The sequence below is a fragment of the Vibrio sp. TRT 17S01 genome, assembly GCF_050113695.1.
In the GTDB taxonomy this organism is placed as follows: Bacteria; Pseudomonadota; Gammaproteobacteria; order Enterobacterales; family Vibrionaceae; genus Vibrio.
In genome coordinates, this window is record NZ_JBNJOG010000002.1 from 289,056 (window position 1) to 306,782 (window position 17,727).

The following is a 17,727-nucleotide window of genomic DNA, read 5'->3' on the forward strand; positions in this document are numbered from 1 at the left end:
CTATATCAAGCTCTCTATGATTTCTTCAACCCAAGGTTATTAGGTAAGTAACGTGCAACAACAAAAATATAAAACCATCAACACGGCAACGGAATTAGATAATGAAAAGTTTGAGGAAATAAAATCAAACACTTTATTTCGCCCACTATTTCATATTACCCCACCACATGGGTTATTAAATGATCCGAATGGTTTTTGTTATTTTAATAACCAATATCACTTATTTTACCAATGGTTTCCATTTGATACTTATCATGGAATGAAACATTGGATGCATTTGAGCTCTAATGATTTATTAACTTGGTCTGAACATGGTTCAAAAATAACCCCGCTGGAAAGCTATGAGTCTCACGGTGCTTATTCAGGTGGTGCCATGGTTGAAAATGATCGCAGTTACCTATTCTACACTGGTAATGTTAAACGTGGTGATGAACGCGATGCCAACCAATGTTTAGCGATCTTAGATAAAAACAATCAAGTGACTAAACACGCTCTAAATCCGCTGATTGAATCAGTACCACAAGGCTATACCGGCCATGTACGCGATCCAAAAATCGTTAAACGTGGTAGTCACTACTTTATGTTGCTAGGCGCTCAGCGAGAAACCGATTTAAGCGGTGAGATCATCGTGTACCAATCGCCTGACTTACTCGACTGGGAGTTCAAAGGGACGCTGGATATTCAAGTCAGCGGCGACTTTCTTGATGCCTACATGTATGAGTGCCCTGACCTGCTAGAAGTCGATGGTCATGACGTGATGATCTTTTCTCCACAAGGCGTGACTGCTGATGCAACTCGCTTCCACAATAAATTCAACGTTATTTACTGCTTAGGCCAAGTGGATTTCGAGCAACTTACGTTCACCGTTAGCCATTGGGATGAACTCGACCGTGGTTTTGATTTCTACGCGCCACAAACTATGGCTAATGCGCCAGAGAAACAAACACTGATTGCATGGGCAGGGACAGATGAGCACTTGCCTAGCGAGCAACATGGTTGGATTAACTGTTTAACGCTCACTAGAGAGTTGGCTGTTGAAAATAATCGACTTATTCAACGACCAAACATTATTAATTCCGATTCATTAATAAAACAAAATGGATATCAATCAAAACACCAAGGAGTTGAACTGGAAAGTTTATCTTTTTCTCTAGAAGTTAATCATTTATCTAAAGAGGAAAATATAACCATTTCTTTGAACACACAAAGTGGTAAAGAGCTAACGCTGACTATCAATAATAACACCATTACTTTAGATAGAGCGTTATATGACCATCATACCCAAGATTGGGAGTATGGAAATAAACGTCAACACCAAACAGATTATGACATTAATAATATTCACTTCATTTGCGATCAAAGCATTATTGAAATTTATATTAATGATGGCCGAGATGTATTTACCTGTCTTTTCTTCCCCGAGCAAGAAAACCACCAGCTAACTATATCGACTGAAAAAGGTGCAGACCTCGATACCCAGCTAACCTACCTTACAATATAATAAAGTGGTGAACAGAATGAATTATGACGCTACCGTAAACGAGATACTGGATAGTATCGGGGGCCTAGACAACATCCGCAACGCTGAGCATTGTGCTACACGCCTGCGCCTCATCCTTAAAGACAATGACAAGGTCAATACTGATAAAGCAAAAGAGATAAACCAAATCAGTGGTTACTTTTATCAGTCAGGCCAACACCAGTTCATTATTGGTACTGGCAAAGTTTCTCATGTCTATGATTCGCTCAAGCGTGCCTTGGGTGGTGAGTTTGAAACGAACGACTTTAAACAAGATGCGTTTGCCGATATGACGGCAAGCCAAAAAGTCGTTCGTACGCTTGCTGATATTTTGATCCCGCTGATCCCAGCGCTGGTCACAACCGGCTTGTTGATGGGGTTACGCGGCATGATGCTGCACTCTGGCGTCGACTTCTCACCAGAAACGCTAGCTCTGTTTAGCATGCTGACCGATACCGCCTTTGCCTTCTTACCCGTTTTAATCGCTTATTCTGCGGCAAAGAAATTTGGAGGCAATGCCATTATCGCCATTGTTGTGGGTTTGATGATGGTTGCCCCGCAACTGCCTAATGCTTGGGTGGTCGCCAATGGTGGTGCAGAGCCGATGATGGTCAATCTGCTTGGCATCAACTTCCCTCTGGTGGGTTACCAAGGTACGGTGCTGCCTGCAATCTTTGCTGGTTGGTTTGTCTCTTACTTAGAGCGCAACCTACGTCGCTTTATTCCAGCCAGTATGGACCTAGTCTTTACGCCATTTTTGACCATCACTATTGCTGTGTTCGTCATCCTGTTCGGCTTTGGCCCAATCCTACAAACCATTGAACACGGCTGTACCTCATTGGTGCGCATGGCACTCGACCTGCCACTTGGTCTAGGTTACATCCTTTATGGAGCCGTACAGCAAATGATCGTGATCACCGGTCTGCACCACGCACTAGGCGTAATTGAAATTGGCCTACTGAATGAAACAGGCGTGAACCCGCTTCAACCACTAGGTACGGCTTCAATGGCAGGTCAATTTGGTGCAGCTATCGCGGTGGCAACACTACTAAAAGACAAGATCAAGAAAGGTAATGCTTACAGCGCTTCCATGTCGACACTGTTTGGTATCACTGAGCCGCTACTGTTTGGCGTCAACCTTCAATACGGCAAAGTGTTCATGTTCGGTATGGTCGGTGGCGCCGTGGGTGGCTTGGTAACATATGTACTAAACATCAGTGCGACTGGTATGGGTATCACCTTCATTCCGGGTATCTTACTTTACTCGCAATCATTAACGGCAGTTCTCGGTTATCTAACGGTTATTGCGAGTGCGTTTGCGACCGCTTTTGTCCTGACTCGTATCTACAACCCTGTAAAACATAGTCAATAATCATAAATTCGTTGGTGCACCACCCCCTAGGTGCACCAATGACCTAGCCCATCTTGCTATGCTCCGATGGGCGCCTTTGTAAGGAACGAATCATGAACAAAGTTTGGCTCACCGGTGATGCTGTGGTGGATCTGATTCCAGATGGCGACAGCACCTACCTGAAATGTCCGGGCGGCGCACCAGCGAATGTCGCCGTCGGTATTGCAAGACTGTCTGGCCAGTGTGGCTTTTTTGGGCGTGTGGGTGATGATCCTTTAGGCCGCTTTATGACAGAAGTGTTAGCCAGTGAAAACATCGACATCACTCGCCTAACATTGGATGATGAGCAACGCACTTCAACCGTGATTGTTGATCTTGACGATCAAGGCGAGCGTTCATTTACCTTTATGGTTAAACCTAGCGCAGACCAATTTACTCAGCTCACTGACATCCCCTCGTTTGAAGCAAACCAATGGCTTCACTACTGTTCCATAGCCCTTGCCAACGAACCGAGCCGTTCAACGACCTTGGCAGCAATGAAAGCGATGAAAGAGGCAAACGGCTTTGTTAGCTTTGATCCCAACCTACGTGATGAAGTATGGCAGCAGCCGCAAGAAATTCGTCCCGTTGTGATGAGTGCGATAAAACTGGCCGAGGTGGTTAAATTTTCAGAAGAAGAGCTGCTCTATTTAACTGAAACTTGCTCTCTTGATGAGGGATTAACAGAGCTATCTCGCTACTCGATTCCGCTGGTGCTCATCACCCTAGGAGAAAATGGTGCATTGGCGATCGTTAACGGTCAGCAACACCACGTCGATTCAATATCCGTCAACGTTGTCGATACGACAGGAGCTGGGGACGCATTTGTCAGTGGCTTACTTGCCTACCTCTCACAGCATGATGATTGGCAGCAAGAAGCTAAAGTGATTGAAGCCGTTCGTTGGGGCAATATCTGCGGCGCATTAGCAACCACGAAAAAAGGCGCGATGAGTGCATTACCCGATCAAACAACATTACTTGATTGTTTAACTATGTAATTTTTTCCTTGTAGGCTGTTACTCTAACATTGAGTGCCAGCCTCTCCCATCAGCACTTAATTTGATGCTAATGCCTCGTTGCCCAGCTTTAATTTTCATATGAATAAAAAAGAGCGGCCTAAGCCGCTCAAATGCATCAAAGTTTATGCCTAAACAGAAATTCACAGCATGGATTAAAATTGATCCTCTTCCGTAGAACCCGTCAGTGCCGTGACCGATGATTTTCCACCCTGAATCGTATTGGTCATTTTATCGAAGTAACCAGTACCCACTTCTTGTTGGTGCGCGACAAAGGTGTAACCTTTTTCAGCCGCTTGGAACTCAGGGCGTTGAACTTTCTCAACGTAGTGGCGCATCCCCTCGCCTTGCGCATAGTCATGTGCCAGCTCAAACATGTTGAACCACATATTGTGGATGCCTGCGAGTGTAATGAACTGGTACTTGTAGCCCATATCAGAAAGTGCTTGTTGGAACTTCGCAATGGTTTCTGCGTCCAAGTTTTTCTCCCAGTTGAAAGAAGGTGAACAGTTGTAAGCAAGCAACTGATCCGGATATTCAGCATGAATCGCTTCTGCAAACTTACGCGCTTCTTCCAAGCAAGGGGTTGCGGTTTCGCACCAGATAAGGTCTGCATACGGTGCATAAGCAAGACCACGAGCGATAGCTTGATCAATTCCTGCACGCACACGATAGAAACCTTCTTGCGTACGCTCTCCTTCAATAAAGTCTTTATCGTATGGATCACAATCCGAAGTCAGTAGATCGGCCGCATTCGCATCCGTACGCGCAATCACCAGTGTTGTTGTGCCCGAAACATCCGCCGCTAGGCGAGCTGCTACCAATTTTTGTACGGCTTCTTGAGTTGGAACCAGTACTTTACCGCCCATGTGACCACACTTTTTCACTGAGGCTAGCTGATCTTCAAAGTGAACCCCAGCAGCCCCCGCCTCAATCATTGATTTCATCAGTTCATAGGCATTCAATACGCCACCAAAGCCTGCTTCTGCATCGGCAACAATCGGCAGGAAGTAATCAATCCCCCCTTCGTCTTGTGGTGACTTACCATTTGACCATTGAATTTGGTCAGCACGGCGGAACGAATTGTTGATACGTTTTACTACTGAAGGTACCGAATCCACTGGATAGAGCGATTGGTCTGGGTACATGGTAGAAGCCGTATTGTTATCCGCGGCGACTTGCCAACCTGACAGGTAAATTGCTTCGATGCCCGCTTTAGCTTGTTGAACCGCTTGCCCCCCGGTGAGTGCACCCAAACAGTTCACATAGCCTTTTTTGGCACTGCCATTGACCAGTGACCACAATTTATCTGCACCACGTTGTGCGATGGTGTTTGCTGGTACCATTGAGCCACGCAGTTCTACCACTTCTTCAGCAGTATATGGGCGCTTTACATTTTTCCAGCGTGGGTTGGTTGCCCAATCTTTTTCCAGAGCTTCAATTTGTTGGCGGCGAGTTAGTGTCATTGGTCTATCCCTCTTTTTGCTGTGCGCTGAGCGCACTCTTCTTCCTTTTCTTTGACAGTACTTCCTGATCTGTCTTTGAAAGCGATGTTTCACGTTATTGTTGGTTATTAGGTTTTGACTCAATCCAGATAGTCATATCCAGGGATGGTCAAGAAATTGGTCAGTTCATCACTGGTTGTCAGCCGAGCCATCAAGTCAGCAGCTTCCTCAAAACGCCCTGCTTGATAACGAGCTTCCCCGACTTCAGTTTTTACTACTTCGATCTCTTCAGCGAGATAGCACTCAAATAGTGCTTTCGTAACCACTTGACCGTTGTCCAACGTTTTTCCATGTTGAATCCACTGCCAAATCGAAGCGCGAGAAATTTCTGCGGTAGCTGCATCTTCCATCAAACCATAAATCGGCACGCAACCATTGCCAGAGATCCACGCTTCAATGTATTGAAGTGCAACACGGATGTTGTGGCGCATACCTTGTTCGGTGCGCTCACCATCGCAGGGTTGCAGTAGGTCTGCGGCTGTTACTGGCGCATCATCATCACGACTTACATCCAATTGATTTGTTCGCTCACCTAAGGCTTCGGTAAATACTTCCATAGCAGTATTCGCCAACCCCGGATGGGCAACCCAAGTCCCATCGTGACCATTATTTGCTTCCAGTGATTTATCATTATGGATTTTATCTAACACCACTTGGTTCGCTTGTGGGTCTTTTGCAGGGATAAAGGCGGCCATTCCCCCCATTGCAAATGCCCCTCTTCGATGACAAGTCCGTACCAACAAACGCGAATATGCGTTGAGAAACGGCTTATCCATGGTCACAACTTGGCGATCCGGCAGCACGCGGTCGGTGTGTTTCTTAAGTGTTTTGATGTAACTGAAAATGTAATCCCAGCGGCCACAGTTGAGCCCAACAATATGCTCTTTTAGCGAGAACAGTATTTCATCCATTTCAAATACCGCCGGTAATGTTTCAATCAAAACAGTCGCTTTGATGGTTCCGGTATCTAAACCAAAATAGTCTTCTGTAAAGTGAAACACTTGGCTCCACCATTGCGCCTCTTTGTGAGATTGCAGCTTTGGAATATAAAAATAAGGGCCACTGCCTTTGTTTAACAAGGCTTTGTGGTTGTTGTAGAAGTACAGTGCAAAATCAAATAAAGCCCCCGGAATGATCGCCCCATTAAAAGAGACATGCTTCTCTTTCAAATGCAGGCCACGAACACGGCAGATCAGCACCGCTGGATCTTCTGTTAATTGGTACTGTTTACCATTTCCCGGGTTGGTGTATTCAATGGTACCGTTTACCGCATCTCGTAAATTCACTTGGCCATCGAGTACTTTGCTCCATGCGGGTGACATTGAATCTTCAAAGTCAGCCATGAACACTTTCACATTGGCATTTAAGGCATTAATCACCATTTTTCGATCCGTCGGTCCCGTGATCTCAACGCGGCGATCTTGCAAATCTTCCGGGATCCCTAAAATTTTCCAACTGCCTTCACGAATGTCTTGTGTTTCCGGTAAAAAGTCGGGCAGTTCACCATGATCAATACGGGTTTGTTTTTCTTCGCGAGCAGCGAGCAATGGCTCAACCTTGTCAGCAAAGTTTGCACACAACAGAGATAAAAAGGTTTGGGCTTCGACAGGGAAAATAGCCTGATGTTCTGGCGAAAGGGTACCAGTAACCTCAAGCATACCTAAGGTCGCTTGGGCTTCTGCGGTTATATGATTCTTCTCTGGTGTTTGGGCAAGCATAATCTTCTTCCTTAAAGCTGTCTTGATGCAGTGAGATACATTTGTAACTATAAAACAACAAACCATACATCCTAGTGATTTGCATACTTACTGTCTCTTTACTGCCTTTCGTCTATACCTTCACTCACTTAAATTCGCTTTGCAATCTAGACATAAGTCTTACAAAGCCTTTATTTAACTTACACCAACAAACATTAGAGTTAAAACTCAAAAGTTACAAAAAAGTAAAATTCAAAGTTTTATTCCGTTTCTAATAACGGGTTAAATTGAGCCTCCAGCATGTAAGTAATTACGTAATTTAATTACAGTAAAATTGATGATGTAAAATTGTTTTAAACAGGGTTTTGAATGAGAGAAAGTGGACAGAACGTCATCACTGGCAAGGGATTAAGCGTCACGACATTTGAAGCCTTAAACAAGCCAAGAAGGCAAGTCTGTAAAATTAACATTGTGAAATTTCACAATTTAATGAAAGCTTCATCAAAAAAAGAGCTGTAAAATTTTACAAGTTAAAGTTTACACGCAGCATAAAATGCTAAAAAGCACACTAAAACTAGTGTGCTTTTTATCGTATTAGCTGGTTAAGAAGGACTAAGACTATTTTCTACAGCAGTTCAGATACCACTTCCGCTAATTGGCGGAAACAGCTCACCCGTGATGAACTTGGTCGCCAAACTAAGCCAATATCACGATACGCCTTTTGACCTGGTGGCTCGACAATCACCAAGTTTTGGTTATCAAGCAATCCATGATCAATCGCCATTTGAGGAATGAATGTCGTACCAAGTCCATTAGCTACCATTTGAACTAAGGTATGTAGACTGGTGGCGGTAAAAGGATTGATTTTTTCTCTATCTGTCAGTTTACAGGCAGAGACAGCATGTTCTGTTAAACAGTGCTCTTTCTCTAACAAGAATACTGATTCATCGGGCAGATCGTCATATTTGATGGGGACACGGATCGCATCTGCCTGATTACGGCTGATCACCATTCGGAAAGGATCTTGCCCTACTACTTGACTGTCCATGCCTTCAATTTCGACCGGCAAAGCTAAGATCAACACATCCAACTCACCATGTCGTAACGCCGCCAATAAGTTGGTGGTGGTGTCTTCTCTTAAAAGCAGATTCAATTGAGGAAATTGTTGGTTCACCTCTTGCACCAAATCGCAAAGCAAAAACGGTGCAATGGTTGGGATACATCCTAATTTGAGCTGACCTTGCATCTCATCACCTTGGCAAATTTGCCCAAGCTCAACAAGATCTTGTCCTTTGGCTAAAAGTTCACGCCCTTGGAGAACCACCATTTCTCCTGCTTGGGTAAAAACAAGTGGGCTTTTTTTGTCTTTTTTCTCATACAAAGGACAACCAATAAGCTCTTCTAGGTTTTGAATTCCTTTACTTAAGGTAGACTGACTAACAAAACATCGCTCAGCAGCTTCACTAAAATGCCGTGTTTCGTGCAAGGTGACCAAATAGTGCAACTGCTTCAAACTGGGCCATTTATTCATAATTATATTGATATCTCGTCATGCATTTTTGATGGCGTTATAAGATCTCGTATTATCGCTTTTTTCGATTAACTCAATCTATTTATTTCGCTTTTTTCAATACTACAATTTGTACTATAGTTTGTCTCGTACAAACACGGACCAAACCAAAACAACAAAGAGTGGTTTGGAACTAACCATACATTTTAGGAGCAAAAAAATGGTACTAGTAGGTCGTCAAGCCCCTGACTTTACTGCAGCAGCTGTTCTAGGTAACGGTGAGATCGTTGAAAACTTCAACTTTGCAGAATTCACTAAAGGTAAGAAAGCGGTTGTTTTCTTCTACCCACTAGATTTCACGTTCGTTTGCCCATCTGAGCTGATCGCTTTCGACAACCGTCTAGCTGATTTCCAAGCTAAAGGCGTTGAAGTAATCGGTGTTTCTATCGATTCTCAGTTCTCTCACAACGCATGGCGTAACACTGCTATCGAAGATGGCGGTATCGGTCAAGTTAAGTACCCACTAGTTGCTGACGTTAAGCACGAAATCTGTAAAGCGTACGATGTAGAGCACCCAGAAGCAGGCGTTGCTTTCCGTGGTTCTTTCCTAATCGACGAAGACGGTCTTGTACGTCACCAAGTAGTAAACGATCTACCACTAGGTCGTAACATCGACGAAATGCTACGCATGGTAGATGCACTAAACTTCCACCAAAAACACGGTGAAGTATGCCCAGCACAATGGGAAGAAGGTAAAGCAGGTATGGACGCGTCACCAAAAGGTGTTGCAGCGTTCCTATCTGAGCACGCAGACGACCTAAGCAAGTAATCTGCTTTTACTGCCCGCGCTCAACGGGTAGTTGGTTGGACGATATATAAAGTAAATAAGCGCAAAAAGCGCATACGCCAATCAGTTATAAGTAAAGTCTGAATCAAAGCCCGAAGGAAACTTCGGGCTTTTTATTTTTCAGCAACAAAGCATTTAGAAATATTGCTTAATAGATAAAAGTATCTCTAAAGAGACAAGGCGTATCGATTTACAGACTTTCTGAAACCCAGCTATTTAAACTCGAATGCGCTCTCTTTATGATGAGTAAAAATTAAATCAGGGCACCCAATTGCCCGTTACCGCTTTCAACATGGAGATTGACTATGGCTTACTTTTCTTTGGCCTTTGGTACGGCAACCAAAAACCGCGATGGAAAAATCATTGAAGCATTTTTTCCAAACCCAGTCCTTAACCCAGCAGACGCTCTTGTTGAGGCTGTAGCAAAAGTGGCAGGTTATGAACAAGGTAACCAAGCTATCGAAATCTCTGCAGCACAAAGTGCAGAACTCAGCGCAGCTTTTGAAGCAAATGGCGATGCAGCAAATGCATCATTTGCAGCGAAAGCAGCAGAGTCTTCTCAGCCTCTAGTTCTTGTTGTGCTAGCAACTGACGAAAAGCCAGCGTCTGTTTCTGAAGGCTTCCTAAAACTTCAATTGATCTCTAATCGCCTTGTTCAGCCACACGGCACAGTACTTGACGGTATCTTCGGCCTATTGCACAACATCGCATGGACTAACGAAGGTCCAATCGACCTACCAGAGCTAGCGGATCGCCAAATTGAAGCTCGTCTAGCAGGCCGTGCTTTGTCTGTCGACTGTGTAGACAAGTTCCCGAAAATGGTTGATTACGTAGTACCAACTGGTGTTCGTATTGCAGACACATCACGTGTACGTCTAGGCGCACATGTAGGTGAAGGTACAACGGTTATGCACGAAGGTTTCATCAACTTCAACGCGGGTACTACTGGCGTGAGCATGGTTGAAGGTCGTATCTCTGCAGGCGTTGTTGTTGGCAATGGCTCAGACATCGGTGGTGGTGCCTCTATCATGGGTACACTATCTGGCGGCGGTACTGTGGTTGTTTCTATCGGTGAGAACTCACTACTTGGTGCCAATGCAGGTTTAGGCTTCCCTCTAGGTGATCGCTGTACTGTTGAGTCTGGTTTGTATGTTACTGCGGGTTCGAAAGTACGTATGCTTGACTCTTCTGGTCAAGAAGTGGAAATCGTTAAAGCACGTGACCTTGCTGGCGTTTCCGATCTTCTATTCCGCCGCAACTCAGTGACGGGTCAAATCGAATGCCTAGCAAACAAATCTGCAGTTGAGCTAAACAGCGAGCTACACAGCAATAACTAATCACATTCGTGATAAGGTTTTAGTCGTTCCTCGGTCATATTGGCCGAGGATTTTTCTTTCGAAAACCATTGTAATTGGTACGACCAGAACAATAATCCTCCCTCATTCTTTTATCATTTTTCACTCTAGCGCGGTATTTTTCTTTACCTCAACCCTTCATATTCCATTAATAATGGTTAACAAATTGTAATTAACACAATAAGTTAGCTTTAACTCAATAAGTTTTTACGATTCTACACCCCTTACCAATACAGCCTTCCTTGTTGTACATACCCCTTTTATTCGTTTTTGCGTAAATAATGACATATTTAACAAAAAATCTATTTTCATTTAATAAAAGCATGCTCGAACGCTCATTTTGATTGTTTGTTTATTTTCGCAATCGTTTTTATATGCACAATGACAGCGTGCCAGAACCACTCTGGTGCATGTGAAACAAAAAGGACTCTGCACATGACTACAACAAAACAACCCTCCCTACTGGGAGCGTGCCTGGCCGAGTTTATTGGTACAGGACTCTTAATCTTTTTTGGCGTCGGCTGCGTCGCCGCACTGGTATTAGCGGGTGCACAATTCGGGCAATGGGAAATCAGTATCGTTTGGGGATTCGGGGTCTCCATCGCGATTTACTGTACCGCTGGCGTTTCAGGGGCTCACATAAACCCTGCCGTGACCATCGCTTTAGCGGCTTTCCACGGTTTTGATAAAGCAAAAGTACTGCCTTACATTATCTCTCAACTTCTTGGTGCTTTTTGCTCTGCGGCTTTGGTTTACAGCCTATACAGTAACCTGTTTACTGAATACGAAATCGCACATAACTTTGTGCGCAGTAGTGAAGAAGCCCTTGCGACTGCGGGTATTTTCTCTACCTACCCGAACGCTGCACTCTCATTCTTTGGCGCTTTTGCGGTTGAATTTGTCATTACCGCAGTTCTCATGTTTGCCATTTTGGCTCTCGGTGATGAGAACAATGGCGCATCACGTGGTGCGATGAACCCGCTGCTGATCGGTATTCTGATCGCCGTTATTGGGGGTTCACTTGGTCCACTAACCGGATTTGCCATGAACCCAGCGCGTGATTTTGGTCCGAAATTATTTGCCTACTTTGCAGGTTGGGATTACGCCCTATCCGGTGCCCGTGATATTCCTTATTTCATCGTACCGATTTTGGCACCTATCGCTGGTGCTTGCTTTGGCGGCTGGCTCTATCCAAAAGCGATTGCAGCACACCTGCCTCAGATTGGCCAAGGCTGTACCATTCCAAATCAGTGCGACAGCACTGAAGAAACAGAACAAGCTCGCGTTTAACGCATCACCTAAAATAAACATATAGAGAAACAAAAGGACTCCCCTATGAACGAGCAAAAATACATTGTCGCACTGGATCAAGGCACCACCAGTTCACGCGCCGTCGTTCTGGACCATGATGCCAATATTGTCAGTGTTGCTCAGCGCGAGTTTACCCAAATCTATCCAGAAGCTGGATGGGTTGAACATGATCCACTCGAAATTTATGCAACGCAAAGCTCTACGTTGGTCGAAGCATTAGGTAAATCAGGTATTCGTAGCGATGAAGTGGCCGCTATTGGCATCACTAACCAACGTGAAACCACCATTGTGTGGAACAAAGAAACAGGCAAACCCGTATACAACGCCATTGTCTGGCAATGTCGTCGCACTGCAGAGATCTGTGAAGAGCTGAAAGCACGCGGTTTGGAAGATTACATTCGCGAAAATACCGGATTGGTATTAGACCCCTACTTCTCAGGAACAAAAGTGAAGTGGATTCTCGACAACGTTGAAGGAGCACGCGAAGAAGCGGAAGCGGGCAAATTGCTCTTTGGTACGGTCGATACTTGGTTGGTCTGGAAAATGACCCAAGGACGCGTACACGTCACTGACTACACCAATGCGTCACGAACCATGCTGTTTAACATTAACAACCTATGCTGGGATGAAAAACTGTTGGCAGAAATGGGCATTCCCGCTTCAATGATGCCAGAGGTTAAACGCTCATCTGAAGTGTATGGTCAAACCAACATCGGTGGTAAAGGCGGGACACGTATCCCAATTTCTGGTATTGCAGGGGATCAGCAAGCCGCGCTCTTTGGCCAAATGTGTGTCCAAGCCGGTCAAGCAAAAAATACTTACGGTACTGGCTGTTTCCTATTGATGAATACGGGCCAAGAGAAAGTCACATCGAAGAATGGTTTGCTCACCACACTCGCATGCGGGCCACAAGGTGAACCCGCTTACGCATTAGAAGGGGCAGTCTTTATGGGCGGCGCTTCAATCCAGTGGCTGCGTGATGAAATGAAACTCTTAGCCGATGCGAAAGATTCTGAGTATTTCGCGACCAAAGTAGATTCTTCCAATGGCGTGTACGTTGTTCCTGCATTCACCGGACTTGGCGCACCGTATTGGGATGCCTATGCTCGCGGTACCATTGTTGGCTTAACTCGTGGCGTTAACTCCAACCACATCATCCGTGCAACCTTGGAAGGTATTGCGTATCAAACACGAGATGTGCTGGATGCGATGCAAGCCGACTCGGGAATTAAGCTATCCGCACTTCGCGTGGACGGTGGAGCCGTAGCTAATAACTTCTTAATGCAGTTCCAATCCGATGTTCTTGATACCGAAGTGCATCGCCCGAAAGTGACCGAAGTGACCGCACTAGGGGCCGCTTATCTTGCGGGAATTGCGGTTGGTTTTTGGAATAGCATTGATGAGCTTCAAGGCAAAGCTGAGCTGGATCGTTCGTTCCAACCACATCACGACGAAGAGAAACGCGATCGCCGCTACAAAGGCTGGAAGCGTGCAGTGAAGTGTGCGCAAACATGGGCAGAGCTGCGCGATAGCGAAGACTAACGTCACAGTTTCTTCTTGTAATGAGCAAAAGAGCGTTCATCGAGCGCTCTTTTTTGCGTTTTACGGCGAATTCCTACACCCCTTGCCTTCTCTCCCTGACTGATTTAGAGCACAATAGTGAAAGTAATTATTTCGATTGAGAAAGCAGTCTTACCTGCACACCTCAGGGAGCTAAGAGTGAAGCAAATACCAAGACATCAAGAAATTATCGAATTGGTGAAAAAACAAGGATACGTGAGCACCGATGAGCTAGTCGAACGCTTTAATGTCAGTCCACAAACCATCCGTCGCGATCTAAACGAACTCGCTGATGAAAATAAAATTCGCCGCTATCATGGTGGTGCTACGGTTCCTCTCAGTTCAGAGAACACATCCTACAGCACGCGAAAGTCACAAAACTTTACTGAGAAAGACCTCATCGCAGAAGAGTTGGTCAAACACATTCCAAATGGCGCGACGCTATTTATTGACATCGGCACCACTCCAGAAGCAGTCGCACGTGCTTTGTGCAAGCACCACAAACAGTTGCGGGTGGTTACTAACAACCTCAATGCTGCAACAATTTTACTGCCCAACCCCGACATTACCGTCATTCTTGCCGGGGGAGAGGTCCGAAATCGCGATGGCGGCATTGTTGGCGAAGCGACGTTAGATTTCATTAAGCAATTCCGCTTGGATTTCGGCATTCTAGGGATCAGCGGCATTGACTTCGACGGGTCATTATTGGATTTTGATTATCACGAAGTACGGGTAAAACAAGCCATTATTGAAAACAGTCGCAGCGTTTTTCTTGCCGTTGACCGTTCAAAGTTCGGTCGAAATGCAATGGTGAAGCTCGGAAATATTGCCCAGATCCACACCCTGTTTACCGACGAAGAGCCACCTGCTGAAATCATGGCAATTCTTGACGAGCACAATATCCCGGTGGAAACCCTAACTGAAGAACGAGCACTCACTGCCGCATCAAACGAATAACGTCGGGCACGTTTCCTCTTAAGAAACGCTACCTTCCTTTTTGATACACCACTGTTCGTTTTAAAAGCCTCCTCATTATTGAGGAGGTTTTTTTATGCGCAAATCACACAAACGAACAAAAACGAAAATAAAAGATGATCACAAACGAAACATAAGTTACTCTTCTTTTAGTTTCTAAAATGTTCGTTCGCTCAAAATAACAAGGTCAGTTTTATGGATACCAAAACAGAACGCAGTGATTCTCACTTGCTAGATTTGATCATCATTGGTGGTGGTATTAATGGTGCTGGGATCGCAGCAGACGCTGCAGGCCGTGGCTTAACCGTCGGGCTTTACGAAGCTCAAGATTTCGCATCCGCAACCTCTTCTGCCAGTTCAAAATTAATTCATGGCGGCTTGCGTTATCTCGAGCATTATGAATTTCGCTTGGTTTCGGAAGCGCTTGCTGAACGTGAAGTGATCCTCAAGAAAGCACCGCATGTCGCTCAGCCGATGCGTTTTCGCCTTCCACATCGCCCTTATCTTCGCCCTGCTTGGATGATCCGTTGCGGGTTGTTCTTGTATGATCACTTAGGCAAGCGTACAACCTTGCCTGCAAGCCACATGGTGAACTTGGCACAAACTGGTCTACTCAAAGAAGAGATGAAAGTAGGTTTTGAGTATTCAGATTGCTGGGTAGATGATGCACGTTTAGTGTTGCTCAACATTTTAGCCGCCAAAGAAAACGGGGCTGAAGTAAGCAACTACACCAAAGTGACCCATGCTAGCCGTGAAAATGGAGTATGGCGCGTCATTATTGAAGATCAAATCACCGGAGTTCGCTATGAGCGCTACGCCAAAGCTTTGGTCAATGCGGCCGGCCCATGGGTGAAACAGTTCTTTGACGACGGAATGAATATCCCATCACCACGTAATATTCGTTTGATCAAAGGCTCGCACATTGTGGTTCCAAAAGTACACGATGACGAACAAGCCTACATTCTACAAAACAAAGATGGCCGTATCGTCTTTGTGATCCCTTATATGAAAGAGTTTTCGATCATTGGTACGACCGATGTCGAATACAACGGCGATCCACGCGATGTCGCCATCAACGAGGAAGAAGTCGATTACTTGATTGATATCGTCAATCAGCACTTTATCCATCAAATCAGCCGTGATGATGTGGTCTGGACATACAGCGGTGTTCGTCCTTTATGTGATGATGAATCGAATTCACCACAAGCGATTACCCGTGATTACACCTTAGAGTTGGATCAGGAATACGATCAAGCCCCACTACTCTCAATATTTGGTGGAAAACTCACAACTTATCGTAAGCTGGGTGAAGCCGCGATGAAGAAGTTAGAGCCTTTCTTTACCAAGATGGGGAAACCTTGGACAGCAACAGACAGTTTACCCGGCGGCAACTTCAGTTGCAGCCGCGAGCAATTGGCTCAATCGCTTAAAGCTCAATACCCATGGCTCAGTGATAAACACGCTTTTCGTTATGTGTGCCAATTTGGTACCTACGCAAGGAAAGTATTAGCAAACACCCATTCAGAAATGGATATGGGAACGCGTTTTGCTGATGGGGTTTATCAACAAGAAATCGACTATATGATTGAGCATGAACTGGTTAAAAATGGGCAAGACTTACTGTGGCGCCGGACCAAACTAGGGCTCTATCTATCCCAAGAAGAGCAGCAAAATGTGTGTGACTACATCGCCCAGCAGCATCCAGAAAACAAAGTCTTGGATTTCTGCAAGGTGAGTTAATCACGCTAAGGTAATGCATCTAACCAAGATGAAATAGGCTCATAAATAAAGGCTTGGATTCTTTCCAAGCCTTTTTCATCCAGCGAGCTCTTTAATCTCCCTTAACCTGGATGACCGTCAACTCTGGGCGTGACAAGCATTAAACCAAACTTCATCACGAACAACGTAAATCCGGCACACCATAATAATGCGCTGATATTTACCAATGTCATCAATTGCGCGGGGAAAAAAGCGACTCCAATACCCCGTATGATCGCAGCTAACCCAATCACCAAAAACGCTAAGCTCATCGAAGGCCCTTGATAAATGGCACGTCCGGTGTGGCCCATGGTCACCCTCGCGATCATCGCTAAGATCAAACCACCCAGAGCTCCAATCGCAAATAGGTGCAGCATGTTGTGCGCTGCAAACGGATTATTCAATACACCTCGTAACAACAAACTGGCAGGAATAAAGAAATACGCTAAATGCAGTGACCATACTAAAGGTTCTTTCCACGTTTTCCATGGTTGCCAACGAAGCAACTTAGCAAGATGAGCAAGCCCTGCAATCAGCATCAATGGCTGACCTATTTCCATCATTGTGACTGGGAAAAAGCTCATTAAGAACAAGCAAACAACCGGAACATTGGCGAGCCACTCTAACCAAAGCAATGGCTGCGGTTTTTCGAAGTTAAAGCGACGAGCAGTAAAAAATGGGATCACTCGTGCGCCCATGACGGAAAGCAGCAAGGTAAACCACCAAAGCATTGCACTCCAGACCGCCGATGCGGTAAAGGGTGGCATCCCTTTAATCGTTGCATAACTTGCAAAGTTAGCCGCAATCGCCAGCAGAAATAGAGGCACAAAAAACAAATTGCGCCAACCTTTAGCCTGTACTACTCGCCATCCGATCTCATAGGCTGCAACCAATAAAAATAGCGCTTCAACACTTGAGATGAGCCAAAGCGGCGCCGGCGTCCAAAGCATCACTCTTGGTGCAATCCATAGTGCCACCAGCAACCCCAAACGGTAATGCTTGGTTCCGTTAATGCCAGTCCAGTTTTGCACCGCAGTTAAAACAAACCCCACCACAATCGCCATCGCAAAGCCAAATAACATCTCATGCACATGCCACCAAAGTGCAGGAACAGACAAAATACTGGGCTGACCTTTTTGAAACATCCAGACCCAAACAGCAATGGCGATAACCGCATAGATACTGCCTAGCAAAAAAAATGGGCGAAATCCTAAACGCAGGCAAGCGGGAATCGCCTCTTCTACTTTCTTATCGGTAATATTGAGCATGTATGGCTCCTCAAAC

Annotated in this window: 13 protein-coding genes; 9 read left to right on the plus strand and 4 right to left on the minus strand. The window is 45.2% G+C overall.

Features of this window, described 5'->3' with window-relative positions:
- Positions 1 to 52: 52 nt before the first annotated feature.
- The 3 genes from ACQEXS_RS04575 to ACQEXS_RS04585 all read left to right on the plus strand — a co-directional run bounded on the left by ACQEXS_RS04575 (position 53) and on the right by ACQEXS_RS04585 (position 3,907).
- Positions 53 to 1,501: a glycoside hydrolase family 32 protein gene (locus tag ACQEXS_RS04575; RefSeq protein ID WP_427012985.1), complete on the plus strand. Its 1,449-nt coding sequence runs from the start codon at positions 53 to 55 to the stop codon at positions 1,499 to 1,501.
- 16 nt (positions 1,502 to 1,517) lie between these two features.
- Positions 1,518 to 2,891, plus strand: coding sequence for a PTS transporter subunit EIIC (locus ACQEXS_RS04580; protein ID WP_427012986.1), 1,374 nt, complete (start codon positions 1,518 to 1,520; stop codon positions 2,889 to 2,891).
- Positions 2,892 to 2,983: 92 nt separating this feature from the next.
- Positions 2,984 to 3,907: an aminoimidazole riboside kinase gene (locus tag ACQEXS_RS04585; RefSeq protein ID WP_427012987.1), complete on the plus strand. Its 924-nt coding sequence runs from the start codon at positions 2,984 to 2,986 to the stop codon at positions 3,905 to 3,907.
- Positions 3,908 to 4,080: 173 nt separating this feature from the next.
- Here ACQEXS_RS04585 and aceA read toward each other — a convergent pair whose 3' ends face one another.
- From aceA to ACQEXS_RS04600, 3 genes are all read right to left on the minus strand, one after another.
- Entirely contained in the window at positions 4,081 to 5,391 is a 1,311-nt protein-coding gene (gene aceA, locus ACQEXS_RS04590) for an isocitrate lyase (RefSeq protein ID WP_367987160.1), read from the minus strand.
- A gap of 119 nt (positions 5,392 to 5,510) precedes the next feature.
- On the minus strand, positions 5,511 to 7,148 hold the full coding sequence (gene aceB / locus ACQEXS_RS04595) for a malate synthase A (protein ID WP_427009950.1): 1,638 nt from the start codon (positions 7,146 to 7,148) through the stop codon (positions 5,511 to 5,513).
- Between the two features lie 604 nt (positions 7,149 to 7,752).
- Positions 7,753 to 8,658, minus strand: a complete 906-nt coding sequence (locus tag ACQEXS_RS04600) for a hydrogen peroxide-inducible genes activator (RefSeq protein WP_367987162.1) — start codon at positions 8,656 to 8,658, stop codon at positions 7,753 to 7,755.
- Positions 8,659 to 8,857: 199 nt separating this feature from the next.
- Here ACQEXS_RS04600 and ACQEXS_RS04605 point away from each other — a divergent pair, with 199 nt between their 5' ends.
- The 6 genes from ACQEXS_RS04605 (at position 8,858) to glpD (ending at position 16,425) form a co-directional block, all read left to right on the plus strand.
- On the plus strand, positions 8,858 to 9,466 hold the full coding sequence (locus ACQEXS_RS04605) for a peroxiredoxin C (RefSeq protein WP_005424820.1): 609 nt from the start codon (positions 8,858 to 8,860) through the stop codon (positions 9,464 to 9,466).
- 323 nt (positions 9,467 to 9,789) lie between these two features.
- A complete protein-coding gene (dapD, locus tag ACQEXS_RS04610) occupies positions 9,790 to 10,821 on the plus strand; it encodes a 2,3,4,5-tetrahydropyridine-2,6-dicarboxylate N-succinyltransferase (RefSeq protein ID WP_427009949.1) in 1,032 nt (343 codons plus the stop codon).
- A 453-nt stretch (positions 10,822 to 11,274) separates the two neighbouring features.
- Positions 11,275 to 12,129, plus strand: a complete 855-nt coding sequence (locus ACQEXS_RS04615) for an MIP/aquaporin family protein (RefSeq protein WP_427009948.1) — start codon at positions 11,275 to 11,277, stop codon at positions 12,127 to 12,129.
- Between the two features lie 45 nt (positions 12,130 to 12,174).
- Entirely contained in the window at positions 12,175 to 13,692 is a 1,518-nt protein-coding gene (gene glpK / locus ACQEXS_RS04620; protein ID WP_427012988.1) for a glycerol kinase GlpK, read from the plus strand.
- A 177-nt stretch (positions 13,693 to 13,869) separates the two neighbouring features.
- Positions 13,870 to 14,667 carry a DeoR/GlpR family transcriptional regulator gene (locus ACQEXS_RS04625; protein ID WP_367987166.1) on the plus strand — a complete coding sequence of 266 codons (798 nt, stop codon included), beginning with the start codon at positions 13,870 to 13,872 and terminating at the stop codon, positions 14,665 to 14,667.
- Between the two features lie 213 nt (positions 14,668 to 14,880).
- On the plus strand, positions 14,881 to 16,425 hold the full coding sequence (gene glpD / locus ACQEXS_RS04630; protein ID WP_427012989.1) for a glycerol-3-phosphate dehydrogenase: 1,545 nt from the start codon (positions 14,881 to 14,883) through the stop codon (positions 16,423 to 16,425).
- Between the two features lie 101 nt (positions 16,426 to 16,526).
- Here glpD and ACQEXS_RS04635 read toward each other — a convergent pair whose 3' ends face one another.
- Complete coding sequence (locus ACQEXS_RS04635) at positions 16,527 to 17,711, minus strand: NnrS family protein (protein WP_427012990.1); 1,185 nt, start codon at positions 17,709 to 17,711, stop codon at positions 16,527 to 16,529.
- Positions 17,712 to 17,727: the final 16 nt, after the last annotated feature.